General features: G+C 61.0%; 21 protein-coding genes and 1 pseudogene. 17 read left to right on the top strand and 5 right to left on the bottom strand.

The genetic code is table 11. The features are described from left to right. The 5 genes and pseudogenes from U1A24_RS07785 to scpA form a co-directional block, all read left to right on the top strand. Nucleotides 1-207 (top strand): annotated as a pseudogene (locus U1A24_RS07785) (hypothetical protein); the annotation flags it as partial. A 331-nt stretch (nt 208-538) separates the two neighbouring features. Then, nucleotides 539-748 (top strand): hypothetical protein, encoded by a 210-nt coding sequence (locus U1A24_RS07780; RefSeq protein WP_322321412.1) that lies wholly within the window; start codon nt 539-541, stop codon nt 746-748. A gap of 122 nt (nt 749-870) precedes the next feature. After that, complete coding sequence (locus tag U1A24_RS07775; protein WP_322321411.1) at nt 871-2874, top strand: acetyl/propionyl/methylcrotonyl-CoA carboxylase subunit alpha; 2004 nt, start codon at nt 871-873, stop codon at nt 2872-2874. Between the two features lie 100 nt (nt 2875-2974). Continuing rightward, nucleotides 2975-4210 carry a type VI secretion protein ImpB gene (locus tag U1A24_RS07770; protein WP_322321410.1) on the top strand — a complete coding sequence of 412 codons (1236 nt, stop codon included), beginning with the start codon at nt 2975-2977 and terminating at the stop codon, nt 4208-4210. A 45-nt stretch (nt 4211-4255) separates the two neighbouring features. Beyond that, the gene (scpA, locus tag U1A24_RS07765; RefSeq protein WP_322321409.1) at nt 4256-6382 is read left to right on the top strand and encodes a methylmalonyl-CoA mutase; all 2127 of its coding nucleotides are present in this window, start codon (nt 4256-4258) and stop codon (nt 6380-6382) included. An 88-nt stretch (nt 6383-6470) separates the two neighbouring features. Here scpA and U1A24_RS07760 read toward each other — a convergent pair whose 3' ends face one another. From U1A24_RS07760 to U1A24_RS07745, 4 genes are all read right to left on the bottom strand, one after another. Beyond that, nucleotides 6471-6695 (bottom strand): hypothetical protein, encoded by a 225-nt coding sequence (locus U1A24_RS07760; protein WP_322321408.1) that lies wholly within the window; start codon nt 6693-6695, stop codon nt 6471-6473. Further along, nucleotides 6695-6913: a DUF4287 domain-containing protein gene (locus U1A24_RS07755; RefSeq protein ID WP_322321407.1), complete on the bottom strand. Its 219-nt coding sequence runs from the start codon at nt 6911-6913 to the stop codon at nt 6695-6697. Before U1A24_RS07755 ends, U1A24_RS07760 begins: the two co-directional genes overlap by 1 nt. Next, on the bottom strand, nt 6914-7573 hold the full coding sequence (locus U1A24_RS07750; protein WP_322321406.1) for a ThuA domain-containing protein: 660 nt from the start codon (nt 7571-7573) through the stop codon (nt 6914-6916). A gap of 115 nt (nt 7574-7688) precedes the next feature. Beyond that, nucleotides 7689-8678 carry an aldo/keto reductase gene (locus U1A24_RS07745; RefSeq protein ID WP_322321405.1) on the bottom strand — a complete coding sequence of 330 codons (990 nt, stop codon included), beginning with the start codon at nt 8676-8678 and terminating at the stop codon, nt 7689-7691. Between the two features lie 128 nt (nt 8679-8806). Between U1A24_RS07745 and U1A24_RS07740 the strand changes: the two genes are divergently transcribed. Beyond that, nucleotides 8807-9799: an NAD(P)-dependent alcohol dehydrogenase gene (locus U1A24_RS07740; protein WP_322321404.1), complete on the top strand. Its 993-nt coding sequence runs from the start codon at nt 8807-8809 to the stop codon at nt 9797-9799. Here U1A24_RS07740 and proS read toward each other — a convergent pair. Beyond that, nucleotides 9784-11121, bottom strand: coding sequence for a proline--tRNA ligase (gene proS / locus U1A24_RS07735; protein ID WP_322321403.1), 1338 nt, complete (start codon nt 11119-11121; stop codon nt 9784-9786). The genes U1A24_RS07740 and proS overlap by 16 nt on opposite strands. Before the next feature lie 300 nt (nt 11122-11421). Between proS and U1A24_RS07730 the strand changes: the two genes are divergently transcribed. The 11 genes from U1A24_RS07730 (at nt 11422) to U1A24_RS07680 (ending at nt 21548) form a co-directional block, all read left to right on the top strand. Further along, nucleotides 11422-11658, top strand: a complete 237-nt coding sequence (locus U1A24_RS07730) for a hypothetical protein (RefSeq protein WP_322321402.1) — start codon at nt 11422-11424, stop codon at nt 11656-11658. Continuing rightward, nucleotides 11655-12680 (top strand): pentapeptide repeat-containing protein, encoded by a 1026-nt coding sequence (locus tag U1A24_RS07725; protein WP_322321401.1) that lies wholly within the window; start codon nt 11655-11657, stop codon nt 12678-12680. The genes U1A24_RS07730 and U1A24_RS07725 overlap by 4 nt, the downstream gene beginning before the upstream one ends. 63 nt (nt 12681-12743) lie before the next feature. Continuing rightward, a complete protein-coding gene (locus tag U1A24_RS07720; RefSeq protein WP_322321400.1) occupies nt 12744-13838 on the top strand; it encodes an AI-2E family transporter in 1095 nt (364 codons plus the stop codon). Then, on the top strand, nt 13835-14506 hold the full coding sequence (locus U1A24_RS07715) for a chromosomal replication initiator DnaA (RefSeq protein WP_322321399.1): 672 nt from the start codon (nt 13835-13837) through the stop codon (nt 14504-14506). The genes U1A24_RS07720 and U1A24_RS07715 overlap by 4 nt, the downstream gene beginning before the upstream one ends. Before the next feature lie 44 nt (nt 14507-14550). Continuing rightward, nucleotides 14551-16713: an RNA degradosome polyphosphate kinase gene (locus U1A24_RS07710; protein WP_322321398.1), complete on the top strand. Its 2163-nt coding sequence runs from the start codon at nt 14551-14553 to the stop codon at nt 16711-16713. 50 nt (nt 16714-16763) lie between these two features. After that, entirely contained in the window at nt 16764-18299 is a 1536-nt protein-coding gene (locus U1A24_RS07705) for a Ppx/GppA family phosphatase (protein ID WP_322321397.1), read from the top strand. Then, nucleotides 18299-18913 (top strand): VOC family protein, encoded by a 615-nt coding sequence (locus tag U1A24_RS07700; RefSeq protein WP_322321396.1) that lies wholly within the window; start codon nt 18299-18301, stop codon nt 18911-18913. Before U1A24_RS07705 ends, U1A24_RS07700 begins: the two co-directional genes overlap by 1 nt. Then, nucleotides 18910-19383, top strand: a complete 474-nt coding sequence (locus U1A24_RS07695; RefSeq protein WP_322321395.1) for an N-acetyltransferase family protein — start codon at nt 18910-18912, stop codon at nt 19381-19383. Before U1A24_RS07700 ends, U1A24_RS07695 begins: the two co-directional genes overlap by 4 nt. A gap of 31 nt (nt 19384-19414) precedes the next feature. Further along, nucleotides 19415-20128: a molecular chaperone DjiA gene (locus U1A24_RS07690; protein WP_322321394.1), complete on the top strand. Its 714-nt coding sequence runs from the start codon at nt 19415-19417 to the stop codon at nt 20126-20128. Continuing rightward, on the top strand, nt 20125-21177 hold the full coding sequence (locus tag U1A24_RS07685) for an endonuclease/exonuclease/phosphatase family protein (RefSeq protein WP_322321393.1): 1053 nt from the start codon (nt 20125-20127) through the stop codon (nt 21175-21177). Before U1A24_RS07690 ends, U1A24_RS07685 begins: the two co-directional genes overlap by 4 nt. Before the next feature lie 35 nt (nt 21178-21212). Next, the gene (locus U1A24_RS07680; protein WP_322321392.1) at nt 21213-21548 is read left to right on the top strand and encodes an AAA+ family ATPase; all 336 of its coding nucleotides are present in this window, start codon (nt 21213-21215) and stop codon (nt 21546-21548) included. Nucleotides 21549-21568: the final 20 nt, after the last annotated feature.

Genomic DNA, 21568 nt, shown 5'->3' with positions numbered 1-21568 from the left:
GAGCGCGGCAATCTGGATGCGGGCCGGCTGTCGTGGCTGTTTGGCCGCGAGGTGGTGCCCGCCGAAGACCCGTTCAACCCGGCGTCTTATGACGCGCTTCTGAAGATCAACCTCAAAGTCGCACAAGTGTCCTTCCCGGAGATCTTCGCTGAAGATGCCGAGCCGATGGATTTTGGCGATTGGGATGACGACGAGGATCAGGACTAGGCATGATTCCGCGCAAGTCTTTGGCATCTTGGCAGCAATTCGCGCAGGCCTTCGGGCGGGGCGAAACAGGCTTTGCGCCAGACGCGGGCTTGCGCGATGATCACTCTGTGCTTGAGGCGATGCTTGCACCGCGTCGTCTTGGGCAAGACTGTTACCCTTTCCCTACCCTCTGGCCTGACTCCGACGGGGTCAGGCCTTTTTTTGCATCAGGTGCGGCACCGCTTTGGCGGCTTGTTGCCAGTTGCGCGCGGACGTGCTTTTTTCAGTTTGCATCGCTGCTGGAAACAGTAGAATCTGTGCGCAGAACAACAAGCAAAAGAGGCAGTTCAAAATGCGGAAATCTCTCCTTCTTATCGCCCTTCTCACCATGCCGCTGGCTGGCTGTCTGCAAGACCCGGCATCGCGCGGGCTGGCAGGGGCTGCGGCGGGTGCGGCTATTGCCGATGTCACCGATAACAATGCAGTCACCGGTGCGGTCATCGGCGGCCTTGCGGGCGCTGCAACCTGCGGCGTCAACCTCGGTCTGCCGCCCTGCTACTGATCTAATAGCCGCTTACGCGGCTAGCGCTATGACGGCCAGTCGGGGTGTTCCCTCGGCTGGCCGTTTTGTTTTGTGCATCGCCCAGCTTTTGAAAATTGGCCGGATGCGAAGGGGAGAGAGCTATGTTTAAGAAAATCCTGATCGCCAATCGGGGCGAGATCGCATGTCGTGTGATCAAAACCGCCCGCAAGATGGGGATCAAGACGGTGGCGGTGTATTCCGATGCCGACCGGGGTGCGTTGCATGTGAAGATGGCGGATGAGGCCATTCATATCGGGCCGTCGCCTGCGGCGCAGTCTTATATTGTGATTGAGAAGATCATGGCGGCGGTGAAGGCGAGCGGCGCAGAAGCGGTGCATCCGGGGTATGGGTTCCTGTCTGAAAACATGAACTTCGCGGCGGCGCTGGAGGCGGCGGGTGTGGTGTTCATCGGGCCGCCTTCGCCTGCGATTGAGGCGATGGGCGATAAGATCACCTCGAAAAAGCTGGCGATGGCGGCGGGGGTTTCGACCGTGCCGGGGCATATGGGGCTGATTGATGACGCCGAACATGCGGTGAAAATCGCGAGCGAGATCGGCTATCCGGTGATGATCAAGGCCTCGGCAGGCGGTGGCGGCAAGGGCATGCGGATCGCTTGGGATGATGCCGAAGCGCGTGAGGGCTTTCAGTCGTCAAAGAACGAAGCGGCGGCGAGTTTTGGCGATGACCGGATTTTCATCGAGAAATTCGTGACCCAACCGCGCCATATTGAGATTCAGGTGCTTGGGGATAAGCACGGCAATATCGTCTATCTGCACGAGCGCGAATGCTCGATCCAGCGCCGGAACCAGAAGGTGATCGAGGAAGCACCCTCGCCGTTTCTGGACGAAGCGACGCGCAAAGCGATGGGTGAGCAGGCCTGCGCTTTGGCCCGCGCGGTGGGCTATACTTCTGCCGGGACGGTGGAATTTATCGTTGATGGCAGCCGGAATTTCTATTTTCTTGAGATGAACACCCGGTTGCAGGTGGAACATCCGGTGACGGAGTTGATCACCGGGGTTGATCTGGTCGAACAGATGATCCGGGTGGCTTATGGCGAGGCTTTGCCATTCAAGCAGGACGATCTGAAGATCAACGGTTGGGCGATGGAAAGCCGTCTCTATGCCGAAGACCCCTACCGCAACTTCCTGCCCTCCATCGGTCGTCTGACCCGTTATCGGCCCCCGGTTGAAGGCGCCACGCCGCGCGGTGGCATCGTGCGCAATGACACTGGGGTGTTTGAGGGCGGCGAGATTTCGATGTTCTACGACCCGATGATCGCCAAGCTGTGCACCTGGGGGCCGACGCGGGCGGATGCGATTGAGGAAATGCGTCTGGCCTTGGATACGTTCGAGGTCGAAGGCATCGGCCACAACCTGCCCTTTGTGGGTGCTGTGATGGAGCATCCGCGCTTTCAATCTGGCAATATCACCACGGCGTTCATTGCCGAGGAATATCCCGATGGCTTCCAAGGTGCCACGCTGGATGCGGATACGCTGGCACGGGTTGCGGCTTCGGCTGCCGCAATGAACCGGGTGGCGGAAATCCGGCGCACCCGCATCAGCGGCACGATGGACAACCACGAGCGCAGGGTGGGCGATGACTGGGTGGTGACGCTGCAAGGTGTTGAACATGTGGTGAAAATCGCGGCTGACCCGGCGGGATCGACGGTGACGCTGGACGATGGCCGCAGCTTGCGGGTGACCTCCGCTTGGGTGCCGGGGCAGGCCTTGGCCAGCATGATGGTCGATGGCGCGCCTTTGGTGATGAAGGTCGGCAAGATCTCGGGCGGCTTCCGGCTGCGCTTGCGCGGTGCTGATCTGAAAGCGCATGTGCGCACGCCACGGCAGGCAGAATTGGCCAAGCTGATGATCGAGAAACTGCCGCCCGATACCTCGAAATTCCTGCTGTGTCCGATGCCCGGCCTGATCGCCAAGATCATGGTCGAAGTTGGCGATGAGGTGCAGGAGGGACAGGCTTTGGCGACGGTTGAGGCGATGAAGATGGAAAACATCCTGAAAGCCGAGCGCAAGGGCGTGGTCAAAGCGGTGAAGGCGGTGGCGGGCAGCAGCCTGAAGGTCGACGAAGTCATCATGGAGTTTGAATAGGTGGCAGGTCGGGGGCGATCAAAGGCAAGCGAGACTCGACAAATGTTCGCATTTTGTTCTAGTCTGAAGGCTTGTTTCCGCACCCCCGACTCGAGGCCAGATGTCTGCGCGCGTCTCCACCCTGTTCTTCGATATGAACAGCTTTTACGCCTCGGTCGCCCAAGCCGAGGAGCCTGCCTTGATGGGCAGGCCGGTGGGGGTGCTGACGGGCGAGGGGCAGAACACCGCCTGCATTGCGGCCAGCATCGAGGCGAAGCGCTGTGGTGTCGGTATGGGGACGCGGCAGGACGAGGCGCGCGCTTTGTGCCCCGGCATCGTGTTTCGCCCGGTGAAGCACGACATCTGCGTGCGCTATCATCATGCGATCTTGCGCGCGGTGGACACGGTTTTGCCGGTGCATCGGGTGTTCTCGATCGACGAATGTTCCTGTCTGTTGATGGGATCGCAGCAAGAATTGGCGAAGGCGGTGGAGATCGGGCGGGCGCTGCAAGCGGTGGTGCTGGCACAGGTGAATCCGGCGTTGCGCTGCTCGGTGGGTTTGGCTCCAACGCGGCTGCTGGCGAAACTGGCGGCGGGGTTGGAGAAGCCGGGCGGCCTGCATTGGCTGTTGCCGGAGATTCTGCCGGACCGGATCGCGCATCTGGCACTGGACGATCTGCCGGGGATTTCTTCGCGGATGCGGGATCGCTTGCTGGCGGCGGGAGTGCCGGATGTGCGGGCCCTTTATGCGCTGGACCCAAAGCGGGCGCGGGCGATCTGGGGCTCGGTCACCGGCGAGCGGTTTGTGCGCGAATTGCGCGGCGAGGTGGTGATCTGGCCCGAAACCCAGCGCGGTATGATTGGCCACGGGCAGGTGCTGACCGGGGGCAATGCCACGCCCGAGGGCGCGCGGCTGGTGGCGCGGCGGCTGTTGGTGAAAGCGGCTGCGCGGCTGCGGCGCGAGGGCTTTTTGGCGCGCAGTTTGCATCTGTCGCTGCGGCTGCGCGATGGCGGACACCCCAGCACGGATGGGCAAATCCGCGCCACGCAGGATACATTTTTCCTGTTGGAAACGCTGGATCGCTATTGGGCGAAGCTGCCGCGTGGACGGATCAAGGCGGTGAATGTGATGCTGGGCGGGTTGCTGCCGTTGGGGCAAGCGACGGGCGATTTGTTCGACATGCCCGCGTCGCAGGAAGAAGCCCCCGTGGACCTGTGTCGCGCCATCGACCGTTTGAACCTGCGCTACGGTCAGAACACCGTGCGCTTTGGCGAATTGCCACCGCATTACGTCGCCTATACCGGCGCGAAAATCGCCTTTGGCCGCATTCCGGTGGCCGAGGATTTTCTGGAATAACCGCATTGCCCGCGCTGGCCCGCGTTGGCTGCAAGGGAGCAGAGCATGACTGATCTGAACGCATGGGCGGCTTTGGCCGCGAAGGAAATGAAGGGCGGCGACCCAGCTAGCCTGACGTGGGATACGCTGGAAGGCATCGCGGTGAAGCCGCTTTATACCGCCGCTGATGTCGAAGGCCTGCCGCAAATGGGCGAGATGCCGGGCTTCGCGCCGTTCACCCGTGGGGTGAAGGCGACGATGTATGCCGGGCGGCCCTGGACCATTCGGCAGTATGCCGGGTTCTCGACGGCGGAGGCCAGCAACGCGTTTTACCGTAAAAACCTGGCGGCGGGACAGCAGGGGGTCTCGGTTGCCTTCGATCTGGCGACGCATCGCGGCTACGATTCCGATCACCCGCGGGTTGAGGGCGATGTTGGCAAGGCCGGGGTGGCGATTGATTCTGTCGAGGATATGAAGATCCTGTTCGATGGGATTCCGTTGGATAAGGTCAGCGTTTCCATGACGATGAACGGGGCAGTGATCCCGATTTTGGCGTCTTTCATTGTTGCGGGTGAGGAGCAGGGCGTGGACCGCTCGCTGCTGTCGGGCACCATTCAGAACGATATTCTGAAGGAATTCATGGTGCGCAACACCTATGTCTATCCGCCGGAACCCTCGATGCGGATCATTGCGGACATTATTGAATATACCTCGGCGCATATGCCGAAGTTCAATTCGATCTCGATCTCCGGCTACCACATGCAGGAAGCCGGGGCGAATTTGGTGCAGGAATTGGCCTATACTCTGGCCGATGGGCGCGAATATGTCCGGGCGGCGCTGGCGCGCGGGATGAACGTGGATGATTTCGCAGGCCGCCTCAGTTTCTTCTTCGCGATCGGGATGAATTTTTTCATGGAGGCGGCGAAGCTGCGCGCGGCGCGGTTGCTGTGGCACCGGATCATGTCGGAATTTGCGCCGAAAAAGCTGGGCTCCTCGATGCTGCGGACGCATTGCCAGACCTCTGGCGTCAGCCTGCAAGAGGCCGATCCCTACAACAACGTCATCCGCACCGCTTATGAGGCGATGTCGGCGGTTCTGGGCGGCACGCAGTCGCTGCACACCAATGCGTTGGACGAAGCCATTGCGCTGCCCACGGAGTTTAGCGCCCGGATCGCGCGCAATACCCAGTTGATCTTGCAGGAAGAAACCGGGGTGACCCATGTGGTCGATCCCTTGGCGGGGTCGTATTACGTCGAAAGCCTGACGCATTCCTTGGCCGAAGAAGCCTGGAAGCTGATCGAAGAAGTCGAGGCGATGGGCGGGATGACCAAGGCGGTCGCCTCGGGGATGCCAAAGCTGCGGATTGAGGAATCGGCGGCGCGGCGGCAGGCGGCGATTGATCGCGGCGATGAGGTTGTGGTCGGGGTGAACAAATACAAGCTCGCCAAGCAGGATGCGATCGACATTCTCGACATTGATAACGTCGCAGTGCGGCTCAGCCAGATCGAACGGCTGCGTGCGACGCGGGCGGCGCGGGACGAGGCCAAGGCGCAGGCGGCGTTGGATGAGTTGACCCGGATCGCGGGCCATGACGGCAACCTGCTCGCAGCGGCGGTCGAGGCAGCGCGGGCGCGGGCAACGGTGGGGGAAATCAGCATGGCGATGGAGAAAGTGTTTGGGCGGCACCGCGCCGAGGTCAAAACCCTCGCCGGGGTCTATGGCGCGGCCTATGAGGGCGATGCGGGCTTTGCCGCCATTCAGGCCGATGTCGAGAAGTTTGCCGAGGAAGAGGGCCGCCGCCCGCGCATGTTGGTGGTGAAGATGGGGCAGGATGGCCATGATCGCGGGGCCAAGGTGATCGCGACGGCGTTTGCCGACATTGGATTTGACGTTGATGTCGGGCCTTTGTTCCAGACGCCTGCCGAGGCCGCACAGGATGCCATCGACAATGATGTGCATGTGGTGGGGATTTCCTCGCAGGCGGCCGGGCATAAGACGCTGGCACCGAAACTGGTGCAGGCGTTGCGCGATGCCGGGGCAGGCGAGATTCTGGTGATCTGCGGCGGGGTTATTCCGCAGCAGGATTACCAGTTCCTCTATGACGCCGGGGTGAAGGCGATTTTTGGGCCGGGCACCAATATCCCAGAGGCGGCCAAGGATATTCTTGATCTGATCCGAAGCGCGCGGAGTTAAGTCGAAGCCTCCGGCGGGGATATTTGCGCTAATGTGAATGGCAAGGCGGAGCGGTTGCTCTGCCTTGCCTAGAATACCGCAAACCGTCTTAGTGCCGGAGCCATAGATATGCGCCGCCCAGTATCAGCGCGATCATGACTATTGCCCCGGCGAACTGATCTACCGGCGGGCCTGCTAAAAACCCGGCGAAAGCCAACGCACTGATCACAGCCCCAATACGCATCGGAATACGATACTGAGCGGTGCCAAAAATTGCCAAGACGTTGAAAACCGCGGCAGCAAAGCCGCTTAGAAAAACCCATTGAAGGTTCATCAGCTTGTCTTGCCCTTCAACAGCGCGAAGATTGCCATCGCATGGCCGTGGCCCAGATCGAACTCGGCTTTCAGCCAGTCGGTGATCTGGGTGGCTTTGACGCCTGCCGCGATGCCGCCCTCGGTGGCGAAGCCTTTCGCTTGTGCGAGGGCTTTGAAATCGGCCGGGGATTTCCCGGTCTTGGCTTGGATATTGTCCAGATAGGCTTGGAACGACATTCACCCCTCCTGTTTTGCGGCCCAGAGCAGCCCGCGCCGCAGCAATTCGCGGGCGGGGCCGTGGTTGATCACATCGGTCTGATGGCCCAAGGCGTTGTAATAAACCCGGCCTTGGCCCCAGAGTTTTGAGAACACGATGGGCATTGCCACCGGGCCGTTGGGGCTATGCGGGCCTGCCACCACCGGGAAATCGCAAACGGCATGGACGCGGACAGCGGGGTCGATGTGCAGGTAATACTGCTCGGTCGCGACGTCAAAATCTGCGATGCCTGCTACCAGCGGATCATCGGAGACCATGCGGACCCGGTAAGTCACCCCGTCATTGCCCGGATGCGCCACCCATTGCGCGCCGGTCATGAACTGCCAGAGCACATCGGTGCGGAACGCATCGCACATGCCGCCATGACAGCCCGCCAGACCGACGCCTGCGGCCACCGCAGCGGCGACGTTCTCGGATTGGTGCTTTTCGATACTGCTCATCGTCCAGACTGGAACGATCAGGCTCAGATCGGCCAAGCGGCCCGGATCATCGAAACAGCTTAGGCTATCCGTCACCTCCACCTGCATCCCCGCCGCGCGCAACTCCTCGGCGAAGAACGCCGCAACCTTGTCCGGCTGGTGGCCGTCCCAGCCGCCCCATGTGATCAGCGCTTTGGTCATGGTCATCCTCTGTGCTCAAATATCCTCGGGGGGAGGATTTGCTTGGCAAATCCGTGGGGGGCAGACAGCCCCTCGACTTCGGCGCAGAGTTCCCGCAGTTGGCAGGATCGTCAACCTAGAACCGTTGCGGGCTTGCCGGTTTATTCCCCATGATCGTCTCAATCTCGGCCATCACCTCGGGCGTCAGTTTGGCCTTGGATTTCAGCGCGGCGAGGTTATCGGTCAACTGGCTGGCGCGCGAGGCCCCCAAGATCACGGTGGACACGCGCGGATTGGCCAAGCACCACAGCAGCGCCAGATGCGTCAAGGGTAGGCCTGCTTTGGCGGCGAGATCGCTGAGGCTGCGGGTTTTCGCCAGCTTTTCCTGCCCGGCGTCAGAGGCCAGCATATCCTTCAGCCATTCATAGCCGGGCAGGGTCATCCTACTGTCGTTCGGGATCGCGGCGTTATATTTACCGGTCAGGATGCCCGAGGCGAGCGGTGACCAGATCGTGGTGCCAAGGCCGTAAGTGTCGTAGATCGGCGCGTAATCGGCCTCGACCTTTTGGCGCTCGAACAGGTTGTATTGCGGCTGCTCCATCGTCGGGGGCGTCAGACCAGCGGCGCGGGCGACGGCATGGGCTTCGGTGATGGCTTGCGCCGACCATTCTGAGGTGCCCCAATACAGCACTTTGCCTTGGGTGATCAGATTGTGCATCGCCCGCACGGTTTCCTCAATGGGCGTGTCGATATCGGGGCGGTGGCAGAAGTAGAGATCGAGGTAATCGACCTGCAGGCGGCGCAGCGCGGCGTGGCAGGCCTCGGTCACATGTTTGGCGGAAAGCCCGCGCTGGGTGGGTTTCTCACCACCCCAGAACACTTTCGATGAGACGATATAGCTATCGCGGGTCCAGCCAAGGCCGTGCAGGGCTTGACCCATCACAAGCTCAGAGTTGCCAGCCTCATAACCCTCTGCATTGTCGAAGAAATTGATGCCCGCGTCATAGGCGGTGGTCATCAGTGATTTGGCGTCATTGCCATCGACCTGTTTGCCAAAGGTGACCCAGGATCCGAAGGAAAACTCCGATACTTTCAGGCCGGATTTGCCCAAGCGGCGATAGTCCATGTGGATGCTCCTGTCTGCGGATGGGTAGGGAAGGCCTTACCTTGCGGCGGGCGACGGCCTGCTTACTGTTCTAGATAGGATGACCGTAGCAGCCCGACAACCCAAAGGCGGTCTTGCAAGGGGGAAACGTGAAAGCAGCCGTGTTGCGCGCCTATGGCGGGCCGGAAAACATCCAGATCACCGATCTGCCAGAGCCTGTGCCGAAACCGGGGCAGGTTTTGGTGCGGTTGCTGTCCACCACGGTGAACTCTGGCGATGCACGGATGCGGGCCATGGATGTGCCCGCGGGCATGGCGCTGCCGTTTCGGCTGGTGATGGGCTGGCATCGCCCGCGTCAGCCCATTCTGGGCACCGAAGGCGCGGGCGTGGTGGTTGCCTGTGGCGACGGTGCAGATCGCTTTCGCGTCGGGCAGGCGGTGGTGGTGTTTCCGGGTGGCCGAATGGGCAGCCATGCCGAACTGATAACAATCCCGCAAGACGGCAAGATCATTGCCAAACCTTCGAGGCTTTCGATGCAAGAGGCAGCCTGCATGATGTTTGGCGGGCTGACAGCGCTTGATTTTCTGCGCCGCAAGGCTGGATTGCGCCGGGGTGAGCATGTGCTGATCACCGGAGCCACCGGCACGGTGGGGTCGGCAGGCGTGCAGATCGCGGGCATCTTGGGGGCAGTGGTGACGGGCGTGGCCAGCGCTGGCAATCTGGCGACGCTGAAGGATCTTGGCGCAGAGACCTGCATTGACTACCGGCTGGGCCCGATTGCGCTGCCGCTCCGTCCCTATGATGTGATCCTTGATTGCGCGGGCACGCTGCCCTATCCGCAGGCGAAGCGATTGCTGGCACCGGGCGGGCGGCTGATCCGGGTTTGGGCGGAACTGGCCGAGATGATCACGGCGCCGCTGATCGGTCGCCGTGCCGGGCATCGGGTGATTGCCGGGGTGAGCGCGGAAAAGCGCGAAGATATGCTGACTTTGGCAGAATGGGCTGAGGCCGGGCTTTACCGCCCGTTGATCGACAGCGTGACACCCTTTGCCGACATAGCAAAGGCCCATCGACTTGCATCGACGGGCCATAAGCGTGGCTCTGCTGTGGTGGAGTTCGCCGTACCTCAGACGCCTGCGTAGATCTCGACGATGCGGGCGACGGCGGCTTCGGGCGTCAGTTCTTCCGAAACCCCGGTGCGACGGCTGGTGAGTTCCACCACGCCATTCGTCAAGCCCCGTGGGCCGACGGTGATGCGCCATGGCAGGCCGATCAGATCCATCGTGGCGAATTTCGCGCCGGCACGTTCTTCGCGGTCATCATAGAGCGCCTCAAGACCCTGCGCTTTGAGGGCTTTGTACAGGCCCTCGCAAGCGGCGTCGGCAGCAGCGTCGCCTTGCTTCAGGTTGACGATGCCGACCGGGAACGGGGTGACGCCTTCCGGCCAGATGATGCCTTTGTCGTCATGGCTGGCCTCGATGATCGCGCCCAGCAGGCGGCTGACACCGATGCCGTGCGAACCCATCTCGACCGGGACTTTGGACCCATCAGCGGTGACAACGGTGGCGCCCATCGCTTCGGAATATTTGGTGCCGAAGTAGAAGATCTGGCCGACTTCGATGCCGCGTGCGACCTTGCGGCGCTCTTCGGGGATGGCGTCGAACAGGGCTTGATCGTGGGTCTCGTCGGTGCGGGCGTAGAGGGTGGTGAATTCTTTGCAGACGGCGGCGACTTCTTCGCGGTTGTCGTAATCGACCTCGCGGTTGCCGAGTTTCAGATCAGTCACGGCACTGTCGAAGAACACTTCGGACTCGCCGGTGGCTGCCAGCACAAGGAATTCGTGGGTGTCATCGCCGCCGATCGGGCCAGAGTCGGCGCGCATCGGGATCGCAGTCAGACCCATGCGTTCATAGGTGCGCAGGTAGGAAACCATGTGACGGTTGTAGGCGTGCAGGGCGGCGGCTTTGTCGACGTCAAAGTTGTAGCCGTCTTTCATCAGGAACTCGCGGCCCCGCATCACGCCGAAACGCGGGCGCATCTCGTCGCGGAACTTCCACTGGATGTGATACAGCGTCAGTGGCAGGTCTTTGTAGCTGTTGACATGGGCGCGGAAGATGTCGGTGATCATCTCTTCGTTGGTGGGGCCATACAGCATCTCGCGATCCTGACGATCCTTGATGCGCAGCATTTCCTGACCGTAGTCGTCGTAGCGGCCGCTCTCGCGCCACAGATCGGCCGGTTGCAGGGTGGGCATCAGCAACGGGATGTGGCCCGCGCGTTCCTGTTCTTCATTCACGATCTGCTGGATGCGGTTCAGAACCCGCAGACCCAGCGGCAGCCATGAATAGATCCCGGCGGCCTGCTGTTTGATCATGCCCGCCCGCAGCATGTAGCGGTGCGAGACGATCTGCGCCTCGGCGGGGTTTTCCTTCAGGACGGGCAGGAAGTAACGGGAAACGCGCATGCGCAGGCCTCATAAGATAGGGTTTGGGCTTTCCTAGCGGGTTGAGGGGGGGCAGGCAAGCGGCGGGTTTGGGCGAGGATTGGTGGAGGAAATGGGTGGTCCCGAGTTGGGACCATTTGGAATGTGTTTGAGGTCAAGGGCTTGCGAGGGCGATTTAAGGATTTGGTAAGGATTTCTGTGGATAAGGGGTGAACGGCTCTCGCTGACTCGGTTCGTTGCCGGAGCGCAACTATCACCGGGCGCCTTGCGCCAAACTGTAGATGCGGGATTAATATCGCCATTCTTGAACGGGTGATTTCGATGAGCAATGAGCAAGACCAACGACCCACCGCGGCAAAAGACTTGCTCGAGTGGCTGGGGTTCAGTTCAACACCAAACTGGGCAGCCGCGCGGGGCTTAGGTGGAGTGATTGGCGTCATCCTGTGTTTGCTGTTCCTTGCCGCCTTTATTGCTGCCGCTGCAGTAATCTTTGGGACGATTCGAGATATTTTCTCCACGACGGCACGCGCACGCCAAACCTCGGGGCCGGCGCGTTGATCACCGCTCTGCTTGGTGCGCCGTTCCTGATCTGGTCAACCGTTATCAAGCACCGCGCCTTGGGTTTTCAAAAAGAAGGCCATCTGACGGATCGTATTTCCAAGGCGGTGGAGCAGTTGGGAGCGGAGAAAACTGTCAAAGTACCAAAACCAGATGGCAGCGGCTCGATCGAAACGTCACTGCCAAACATCGAAGTGCGTCTAGGCGGAATACTCTCACTTGAGCGCATCGCGCAGGATTCTGTTTCTTATGACAAAGGCCGCGATCATGTGCGTGTCATGGAAATATTATGCGCTTACGTCAGAGAAAATGCGCGCGTGGATAATCTTGATCCAACGGTTCCGCCATTCAAAAGTAAAGTCCCGCGCTTGGATATTCAGATGGTTATCCATATCATAAAGCGCCGCGAGGCAGAACAAATTTGTCTTGAAGAAAATGTCCGATACCGTCTGGACCTGCGTTCAACAAACTTAGACGGCTGTGACCTAAGTGGCGGTAATTTTTCAGGGGCAATTTTTTTGCGGTCGAGATTAGAGGCTGCGAATCTATCAGATACCAACCTGACCGGAACTTGGATGCAGGGGTGTTTGTTGAACTTTGCCCAGTTTTGGGACGCTACTTTGAAGGGTACTAGATTTGACCAAGCAATATTTAGTTTACCGATAAACAGCGGAGAGTATGGCTTTACCACCGGACATATTCTGGGTGTGACTGTTGCGGCCGCAGATTTGTCTGCAATCGACCATTTGGGAGCGGATCATAGCAAAATTTTCGGGAGCAAGGATACCAAACTTTCTTGGGAACTCGACGAAGAGCGGGATCAGTTGAAAGGGTTAAAGGGGGAATTAAGAAAGGCACTCCGTGCGGAAGACAAAGCACTTTGCACTGATCTGAACCAAAGGATCAAAGCATCCACTTTCGCGCATTGGTTTGAGTACGCTGCGAACGATCTCACCTATGGCAGAGCGCTCAAAGCCTTTAAAGAGGCGAACGGGTTGATCGGGTGGCCGCACGACGACTGACCTCCCCCTTGCAACGTGTCCCCCCAAAGGCGATATGTCGGGCGAGGCAGCAGGGGCGATGACATGGCACTTCCGGTGCGCGAACAGGTGAAATACTGGTGCATCGCCTTGGCGGTGCTGTTTTTGCTGCTGTTATTGCTGGGCTCGGTGATCTTGCCGTTTCTGGTCGGCGGGGCTTTGGCCTATTTCCTAGATCCGGTGGCGGATCGGTTGCAGCGCTGGGGGCTTTCCCGCGTGGCCGCTACCACGGTGATCACGCTGGTCGGTTTGCTGGCGATGGTGTTGCTGGTGCTGGCGGTGATCCCGACGCTGATCCAGCAAACCAGCGCGCTGATCAACGCGGCGCCTGAAATCGCCAAGCGGCTGCAAGGCTTCCTGATCGAGAAATTCCCGGAACTGACCGACAGCACCTCGACCATGCGCACGACGCTGGCCGAGATTGGGGCGGCGATTCAAGCCAAGGGTGCGACTTTGGCGCAGGGGGTGCTGACCTCGGCGCTGAGCCTGTTGTCGGCGGTGGTGTTCATCGTCGTGGTGCCGGTGGTGACCTTTTATATGCTGCTGGACTGGGATCACATGCTGGCGCGGATTGACGCGATGCTGCCGCGCGATCATGCCCCGGTGGTGCGGCGTCTGGGCGGAGAGATCAATGATGCGCTGTCGGCGTTTGTGCGCGGGCAGTTGACGGTTTGTGTAGCGCTGGGGACGTTTTACGCCACGGCGCTGATGCTGGTGGGCTTGCAGTTTGGGCTGGTGGTTGGCGCGATTGCCGGGGCGATCACGTTCATTCCCTATATCGGCGCGCTGGTGGGCGGGGTTCTGGCGATTGGTCTGGCGCTGTTCCAGTTCTGGGGCGACTGGGTGTCCATCGGGCTGGTGGCCGGGGTGTTTGGCTTTGGCCAGTTCCTTGAGGGCAATGTGCTGACGCCGAAACTGGTCGGCAAATCGGTGGGGCTGCATCCGGTCTGGCTGATGTTTGCCTTGTCGGTGTTCGGATCGCTGTTCGGCTTTGTCGGCATGCTGGTGGCGGTGCCGGTGGCGGCGGCGATGGGCGTGCTGATCCGGTTTGCGATGGCGCAGTATCAGGGCAGCGTGCTGTATCAGGGCGTGGTCGGACAGGAACCTGTGGTGCAGGTGGTTGACGAGGACAACGCGTGACTTTGCAACTGGCGTTTGATCTGCCCAGCGGGGAGGCGTTTCGGCGGGCGGATTTCTTCGTCTCGGCGGCGAATGCGCAGGCGCTGGCGGCTGTTGAGGCCTGGCGCGACTGGCCGGGCGGCAAGCTGGTGCTGATCGGGCCGGAAGGCGCGGGCAAGACGCATCTGGCGCATGTCTGGGCCGAGATGGCGGGGGCTGAGGTGATCTCGGCTGCCAAGTTGCTGGAAACCGATCTGCATCATCTGGCGCAGGGCCCGGTGGCGGTGGAAAATGCAGACCGCATCGCGGGCGACCGTGAGGCCGAGGTGGCGCTGTTTCATCTGCACAATCTGTTGGCGGGGCGGGGGCTGTTGGTGACCGCCGTCAGCCCGCCGCGTGATTGGGGTCTGGGTCTGCCGGATCTGCTGAGCCGGATGCAGGCGGCGGGCGTGGCGCAGCTGGACCCGCCGGATGATATGTTGCTGTCGGCGGTGCTGATCAAACTGTTCGCGGATCGCCAGATCGTGGTGCCGCCGAACCTGATCGGTTATCTGGTGTCGCGGATGGACCGCTCTTTTGCCGCGGCACGCGAATGGGTGAAGTTTCTCGATGCCCGCGCGCTGGCGCTGGGCCGCCCGGTGACGCGAGCCTTGGCCGCTGAGGTGCTGGACTTGACCGATGGTCGGTGAGACAGTGTCACCTTGGCGTTACTATTGAGTAGCATGAAGGCCCGATGACCCAATCCGATTTTCTGAAGCACGACTTCCCCGCCGCTGTTGAGGTGCCCGAGGCCGAAATCACCGGACCTCGGCGGTTTTTCAACAGGGAACTCAGCTGGTTGGCCTTCAACTGGCGGGTGCTGGATGAAGCCAGCAACCCGGCGGTGCCGCTGCTGGAACGGCTGCGGTTTCTGTCGATCTCGGCCACCAATCTGGATGAATTCTACACCGTGCGGGTGGCGGGATTGCGCGCTTGGGTGCGGGCGAAGAACAAGACGCTGTCCGAGGATGGCCGCTCGGCTGCCGAACAGCTGACGCTGATCCACGCCAATGCACGCCGCTTGATGCACACCCAGCAGGCGGTGTTCAACAAGCTGAAAAAGCTGATGGATGTGCAGGGGATTACTTTGCTCACGCGCTCCAAGCTGACGGTGCGCGATCTGAAGTTTCTGGAAGATCACTTTCTGAACAAGGTGTTCCCGGTGCTGTCGCCCTTGGCGATTGATCCGGCGCATCCGTTTCCGTTCATCCCGAACACCGGATTTTCGCTGGCGTTGCAGTTGGAGCGCGAAACCGATCAGCGCAGCTTGCAGGCGCTGTTGCCGATCCCGCAGCAGATCGCGCGGTTTGTGCGGCTGCCGGACAAGGATGGCGAATATCGCTTTCTGCCGCTGGAAGAACTGTTGCTGATCCATCTGGATATGCTGTTTCCGGGCTATAAGGACCGTGGGCATTGCCTGTTCCGGGTGCTGCGCGACAGTGACCTTGAGGTCGAGGATGAGGCCGAAGATCTGGTGCGCGAGTTTGAAACCGCGTTGAAACGGCGGCGTCGTGGCGAGGTGATCCGGCTGAAGCTGTCATCGGGCGCACCGCCCGAGCTGCGCGCGCTGATCATGGAAGAGCTGGGCGTCACCCCGGATGAAATGGTCGAAGTGCGCGGGCTTTTGGGCGTGGCCGATCTGAAGGAACTGGTGCTGTCCAGCCGACCCGATCTGCTGTGGCCGACCTTCAGCCCGCGGGTGCCGGAACGGGTGCAGGACCATGACGGCGATCTGTTCGCGGCGATCAAGCAGAAGGATATTTTGCTGCATCATCCCTATGAAACCTTCGATCTGGTGATCAATTTTCTGGAACAGGCGGCGCGCGACCCCAATGTTTTGGCGATCAAGCAGACGCTGTATCGCACCTCGTGGGACAGTCCGATCGTGGCCGCGCTGTGTGAGGCCGCCGAGGCTGGCAAATCGGTGACAGCACTGGTCGAGCTGAAGGCGCGGTTTGATGAGGCCGCCAATATCCGGCAATCGCGGCGGTTGGAGCGCGCGGGCGCGCATGTGGTTTATGGCTTCATGAACTACAAAACCCACGCGAAGATCAGCACGGTGGTGCGGCGTGAGGGTGAAAATCTGGTGACCTACACCCACTACGGCACCGGAAATTATCACCCCATCACCGCCAGAGTGTATACCGACCTGAGTTTCTTCACCTGCGACGCCGCCTTGGGGCGCGATGCAACGCGGGTGTTCAACTATCTGTCGGGCTATGTGCAGCCGCAGGGCCTTGAGAACCTTGCGATTTCTCCGTTTACCCTGAAATCACGCCTGCTGGAGATGATCGCGGCGGAGGCCATTCATGCCCGCGCCGGACGACCGGCGGAGATCTGGGGCAAGGTCAACTCGCTGATCGACCCGGATGTGATCGACGCGTTTTATGCGGCGTCTCAGGCTGGAGTGCGGATCAGTCTGGTGGTGCGCGGGATTTGCGGCGTGCGGCCGGGTATCAAGGGGCTGTCCGAGAATATCCGGGTGAAATCCATCGTTGGCCGCTTTCTGGAACACAGCCGGATCATCTGTTTCGGTAATGGCCACGGTCTGCCGTCGAAGCAGGCGCGGGTGTTCATTTCCTCGGCCGACTGGATGGGGCGCAACCTGACGCGGCGGGTTGAAACCCTGGTCGAGATCCACAACCCGACGGTGCAGGCGCAGATTGTCGGGCAGATCATGGCGGCCAACCTTGCCGATGAGTCACAATCCTGGGTGTTGCAACCGGGGGGGGCCTACAAGCGCGACCATACGCCTGTGGACGGCAGCGCTTTCAACTGTCACCGTTTCTTCATGGAGAATCCCTCGCTGTCCGGGCGTGGCACGGCGGGCGCGAAGGATGTGCAGAAACTTGCCTGAAGCCGGTAAGACATGAAGATTTGCGGCTTCAACACCTGAACGGAAAACCTATGACCGAAGACCATGACGACGACCACGGCCCGTTTGGCCGCCCCTTGTTTGACGACCCTTCGGCGCGGGCGCTCAGCCGGGTTGGCGTGGTGGATGTGGGATCGAACTCGGTGCGGATGGTGGTGTTTGACGGGGCCGCGCGGTCTCCGGCCTATTTCTACAACGAAAAGCTGATGTGCGGTCTGGGCAAGGGGCTGGCGGAGACCGGCAAGCTGCACCCGGAAGGGCGCAGGCGGGCGCTGTTGGCGCTGAAGAGATTTTCGTTATTGGCCAAGGGTATGGGGATTGAGACGCTGACGGTGGTGGCCACCGCTGCGGCGCGCGAGGCTTCTGATGGCCCGGCGTTTCAGGCGGAAGTGCTGGAACAGACCGGGCTGAAGATCTGGGTGGTCGACGGTGGCGAGGAAGCGCGGCTGTCTGCGCAGGGCGTGCTGCTGGGCTGGCCGGATGCCAAGGGCATTGTCTGCGACATCGGCGGCAACTCGATGGAACTGGCGAAAATCGGCGGCGGCACGGTTGGGCAACGAGTGTCCACGCCGCTGGGGCCGTTCCGGCTGCAACAGGTGGCCGACACGCCGAAAAAGCGCGCAGCCCATATCGACCGCATTCTGAAGGACTGTCAGGCGCAGCTGAATTCGGAAGGTGAGCGGATTTATCTGGTCGGTGGTTCGTGGCGGGTGATCGCACGGCTGGATATGGAGCGGCGCAACTATCCGCTGACGGTTTTGCACGAATATCGCATGATGCCCAATGACTTGCTGGAAACCCTGGATTGGATTGCGGCCAGCGATCTGAGCCAGTTGCGCAGCAAGACCGGCACCTCGGTGGAACGGATGGAGCTGGTGCCGCTGGCCTGCGAGGTGATGCGCGAGCTGATCAAGATGCTGAAACCGTCGGAAATTGACGTCTCGGCCTACGGCATCCGCGAGGGGCTGCTGTATGAGCAGATGCCGGAAAAACTGCGTGCGCGCGACCCGCTGATTGAAGCGGCGCGGATGGCGGAAAAGATTTCGTCGCGGATTCCGGGCTTTGGCAAGAAACTGTATGAGTTCCTGCTGCCGCTGTTCCCGGATGTCAGCGAAGAGCGGATGCGGTTGATCAAAGCCGCCTGTCTGCTGCATGACACCACCTGGCGCGCCCACCCGGATTACCGCGCCGAGGCCTGTTTTGACAATGCGACGCGGGCGAATTTGGGCGGTCTGGATCATCCGGGCCGGGTGTTCTTGGGGCTGGCGCTGTTGCACCGCTATAAAAACAGCCGCTCGGGATCGCGGATGGAGCCGCTGTTCAAGCTTTTGCGCGAGGATGAATTGCTGGACGCGGAAGTGCTGGGCAAGGCGATGCGATTTGGCGCGATGTTCTCGGTTGGCGATCCGGGGCGGGCGGGGCGGTTGCTCTGGCAGCCGGCGACGCGGCAGCTGGAATTGCAACTGACCGAAGAAGGCCGTGGGCTGTTTGGTGAGGTGGCCGAAGCGCGGTTCAACGCTTTGGCACAAGCGCTGAAAGCGCAGACCACTTTGGGGATCAAGGCGTGATGCTGCGGTTTGACCATATCGCGGTATCGGCGCTGGATTTGGCCGAAGGCGTGGCCGCGGTCGAGGCGGCCTTGGGCGTGGCGCTGGCGGGGGGCGGTCAGCATAGCCATATGGCGACGCATAATCGGCTGCTGGGGTTGGGGGATCTGTATCTGGAGGTGATCGCGGCTGACCCTTCTGCACAAGCGCCAACTTGGCCGCGATGGTTCGATTTAGACAATTTTCAGGGCAGTTCCAGGCTTACTAACTGGGTTTCATGTTGTGATAATATAAGTGCTGCAGTGGCGGCCAGCCCTGATGGTGTCGGGATTCCCGTGGCGTTGCAGCGCGGCGACTACCGCTGGCAGATGGCGGTGCCCGCCAATGGCAAGCTGCCGTTTGACGGCTGTTTTCCGGCGTTGATCGAATGGGGCGGGACATTGCATCCGGCGCGGGCCTTGCCGGAAAGCGGTGTGCGGCTGGAGCGTCTGGAGATTGCGCATCCACAGGCAGCGGCGCTGCATGCTGCACTTGCAAGCCTGTTTGCCGATGGCCGTGTGGTCATCGTGCCGGGGGCCGAGAAGGCGATGCGCGCAAGCTTCAGCACGCCGCATGGGCGGCGCGTGCTGGAATGATCCGCGCGGCACAGCCTGCGGATGCGGCTGCATTGGCGGCTTTGTGGAACCCGTGGATCCGCGACACGGCGGTGACCTTCAACGCGGCTGAAAAGACTGAGGCCGATTTGCGGGCGATGATCGCGGCGCGGAACTGCTTTCTGGTTTACATCAACAACGGCCTGCAAGGCTTTGCGACATATGATCAATTCCGTGGTGGCACGGGCTATGCGACCTGTATGGAGCATACGGTGATTCTGGCCCCGACCGCGCGCGGCATGGGGGCCGGGCGGGCTTTGATGGCGGCGGTCGAGGATCATGCGCAGGCGGCGGGGGCGCATCAGATGATCGCCGGTGTGTCGGGGGAAAATCCCGAAGGGCGGCGGTTCCATACGGCGCTGGGATATCACGAGATCGCGATCATTCGCGATGCGGGCTTCAAATTCGGTCGATTTATGGATCTTGTGCTGATGCAGAAATTCCTGGCCTGACAGGCCCCTTTGAAACCGATAAGCTGAACCCATGTCGATCTGGACCCGCATCACCGAAGCCATCGCCGCCCTTGCCTCGGGCGAGGGGCTGGCGGCTGTGTTTGACCGGCTGCGCGGCGGCGCGGTGCCGGAACGCTCGATTGGTTTCACCATCGCGGTGATCGCTTTGGGCGCGAAGATGGCGAAGGCTGACGGCGAGGTGACGCGCGACGAGGTGGCGACGTTCCGGCGGATCTTTTCGATCTCGAAAGCCGATGAATATCATGCCGCACATGTGTACAACTTGGCGCGGGAGGATGTGGCTGGATTTGACGCCTACGCCCGTAAGGTCGCGGCTTTGTTCAACAAACCGGGGCTGCCGCTCTGCGCGGATGATCGCAATGTGCTGATCGACATTCTGGAGGGGCTGTTTCAGATTGCGATGTCGGATGGCGAGTATCATCCGGCGGAAGATCAGTTCCTGGCTGCGGTTGCGCAGATTTTCGGGCTGGACGACCGCTGCTTCCGGGTGCTGCGCGGCCGGTTTGTGGATGGTGCGCCGCGCGATCCCTATGATGTGTTGGGCATTCCGCAGCAGGCCAGCCTGCAAGATGCCCGCTCCGCCTGGCGGGCGGCGGTGAAGGACAGCCATCCCGATGTGATGATTGCGCGCGGGGTTCCGGCCGAGGCGGTGAAACTGGCGACGCGGCGGCTGATCGCGATCAACGCAGCTTGGGACGAGATACAGGCCAAGGTCGCCGCATGAGCGATCAGACCCCAGCCGATCGTCTCAGATTGGCCAGCTACAACGTCGAATGGTTCAACGCCTTGTTCGATGATCGCGGCCGTTTGCTGGAGGATCGCGAGTATTCGGCGCGCTACAAGATCACCCGTGGCGATCAGCTGGCGGCTTTGGGTATCGTGTTCACCGCCTTGGATGCCGATGGGGTGATGATCATCGAAGCGCCTGATACCAATGGGCGGAGGTCGACCGTGACGGCGCTTGAGAGGTTTGCGGCGCAGTATGGCTTGCGGGCGCGGCAGGCGATCATCGGCTATGTCTCGGAAACCGAACAGGAAATCGCCTTTCTCTATGATCCCGACAAGCTGTCGGTGCGTCATGATCCGCAAGGCGAACCCGCCCCCAGCCGGGGTGCGCCGGGCGCGCCGCGCTTTGACAGCCAGTTGCGGCTGGATATCAACGGCGACGGCGTTGAAGATCTGGTGCGATTTTCCAAGCCGCCGCTGGAACTGGTGATCACCACCAATGCGGGGCGCGAACTGCGGTTGATCGGGGTGCATGCCAAATCGAAAGCCCCGCATGGGGCCGGGGATGATGCCGCATTCAAGCGGATTTCCATCGACAACCGCCGCAAGCAGTTGGCGGAATGCCTGTGGCTGCGGGCGCGGATTGATCGGCAGCTTGAGGCAGGCGACAGCCTGATCGTGCTGGGCGATTTCAACGACGGTCCGGGTCTGGATGAATATGAAAAGCTGTTCGGCCTCTCTGGCATAGAAATTGTGCTGGGGCAGGGCGATCAGATCCGGCTGCACGAGCCGCATGCCGCGATGGCCTTGTCACAGACCAATCCGCTTGCCCCAAGCACCGCGCGGTTTTGGCTGCAACCGCAGAAGCGTTATTTTGAGGCGCTGCTGGATTTCATCATGGTCTCGCCGGATCTGGTGGCGACCAAGCCGGTCTGGCGGATCTGGCATCCGCTGGATGATCCGGCTGTGCTCGAGGTGCGGGAATTGGCGGATGCGCTGCTTTCCGCCTCTGACCACTTTCCGGTGACGCTGGATCTGGCTTTGTGATTTGAATTGTCACAATCGCGGCGCATAGTTGCTGCATGAAACATCTCATTCTTGCCCTGTTGCTTTTGCCCGCGCCGGTCATGGCGCAGACCACGCCGCCGTCTGACGCGGACAAGGGGCTGAGCCTGATGCAGCAGGGGGCGGAGCTGCTGTTCAACCATATGATGGGGCAGGTCGAGCCAAGCTTGCAGGATATGGCGAAGGCGCTGAAAGACGCGCAACCCAAGCTGATGGAAGTTCTGACGATGATGGATGATCTGGCGAACTATCATGCGCCGGAAAAGCTGCCGAATGGCGATATTCTCCTGCGGCGCAAGACCCCCAGCGAGCTGAAGCTGGAGGCCTTGCCGGGGGCTGAGACAGAGCTTTAGGCCAAGCTTATAGGTCTCAC

This window comes from Cypionkella sp. (assembly GCF_034376685.1).
Lineage (GTDB): Bacteria > Pseudomonadota > Alphaproteobacteria > Rhodobacterales > Rhodobacteraceae > Cypionkella.
The sequence above is the reverse complement of the archived record's forward strand: the minus strand, read 5'-3'. Positions and strand labels throughout refer to the sequence as shown.

What these genes read in the sequence shown, in the direction of transcription:
- U1A24_RS07685 (WP_322321393.1), top strand. Translation starts at nt 20,125, where the DNA reads ATGAGCGATCAGACCCCAGCCGATCGTCTCAGATTGGCCAGCTACAAC.
- U1A24_RS07760 (WP_322321408.1), bottom strand. Translation starts at nt 6,695, where the DNA reads ATGAACCTTCAATGGGTTTTTCTAAGCGGCTTTGCTGCCGCGGTTTTC.
- proS (WP_322321403.1), bottom strand. Translation starts at nt 11,121, where the DNA reads ATGCGCGTTTCCCGTTACTTCCTGCCCGTCCTGAAGGAAAACCCCGCC.
- U1A24_RS07745 (WP_322321405.1), bottom strand. Translation starts at nt 8,678, where the DNA reads ATGGACTATCGCCGCTTGGGCAAATCCGGCCTGAAAGTATCGGAGTTT.
- U1A24_RS07780 (WP_322321412.1), top strand. Translation starts at nt 539, where the DNA reads ATGCGGAAATCTCTCCTTCTTATCGCCCTTCTCACCATGCCGCTGGCT.
- U1A24_RS07730 (WP_322321402.1), top strand. Translation starts at nt 11,422, where the DNA reads ATGAGCAATGAGCAAGACCAACGACCCACCGCGGCAAAAGACTTGCTC.
- U1A24_RS07680 (WP_322321392.1), top strand. Translation starts at nt 21,213, where the DNA reads ATGAAACATCTCATTCTTGCCCTGTTGCTTTTGCCCGCGCCGGTCATG.
- U1A24_RS07705 (WP_322321397.1), top strand. Translation starts at nt 16,764, where the DNA reads ATGACCGAAGACCATGACGACGACCACGGCCCGTTTGGCCGCCCCTTG.
- U1A24_RS07720 (WP_322321400.1), top strand. Translation starts at nt 12,744, where the DNA reads ATGGCACTTCCGGTGCGCGAACAGGTGAAATACTGGTGCATCGCCTTG.
- U1A24_RS07710 (WP_322321398.1), top strand. Translation starts at nt 14,551, where the DNA reads ATGACCCAATCCGATTTTCTGAAGCACGACTTCCCCGCCGCTGTTGAG.
- U1A24_RS07770 (WP_322321410.1), top strand. Translation starts at nt 2,975, where the DNA reads ATGTCTGCGCGCGTCTCCACCCTGTTCTTCGATATGAACAGCTTTTAC.
- U1A24_RS07695 (WP_322321395.1), top strand. Translation starts at nt 18,910, where the DNA reads ATGATCCGCGCGGCACAGCCTGCGGATGCGGCTGCATTGGCGGCTTTG.
- U1A24_RS07700 (WP_322321396.1), top strand. Translation starts at nt 18,299, where the DNA reads ATGCTGCGGTTTGACCATATCGCGGTATCGGCGCTGGATTTGGCCGAA.
- U1A24_RS07755 (WP_322321407.1), bottom strand. Translation starts at nt 6,913, where the DNA reads ATGTCGTTCCAAGCCTATCTGGACAATATCCAAGCCAAGACCGGGAAA.
- U1A24_RS07690 (WP_322321394.1), top strand. Translation starts at nt 19,415, where the DNA reads ATGTCGATCTGGACCCGCATCACCGAAGCCATCGCCGCCCTTGCCTCG.
- U1A24_RS07750 (WP_322321406.1), bottom strand. Translation starts at nt 7,573, where the DNA reads ATGACCAAAGCGCTGATCACATGGGGCGGCTGGGACGGCCACCAGCCG.
- U1A24_RS07775 (WP_322321411.1), top strand. Translation starts at nt 871, where the DNA reads ATGTTTAAGAAAATCCTGATCGCCAATCGGGGCGAGATCGCATGTCGT.
- scpA (WP_322321409.1), top strand. Translation starts at nt 4,256, where the DNA reads ATGACTGATCTGAACGCATGGGCGGCTTTGGCCGCGAAGGAAATGAAG.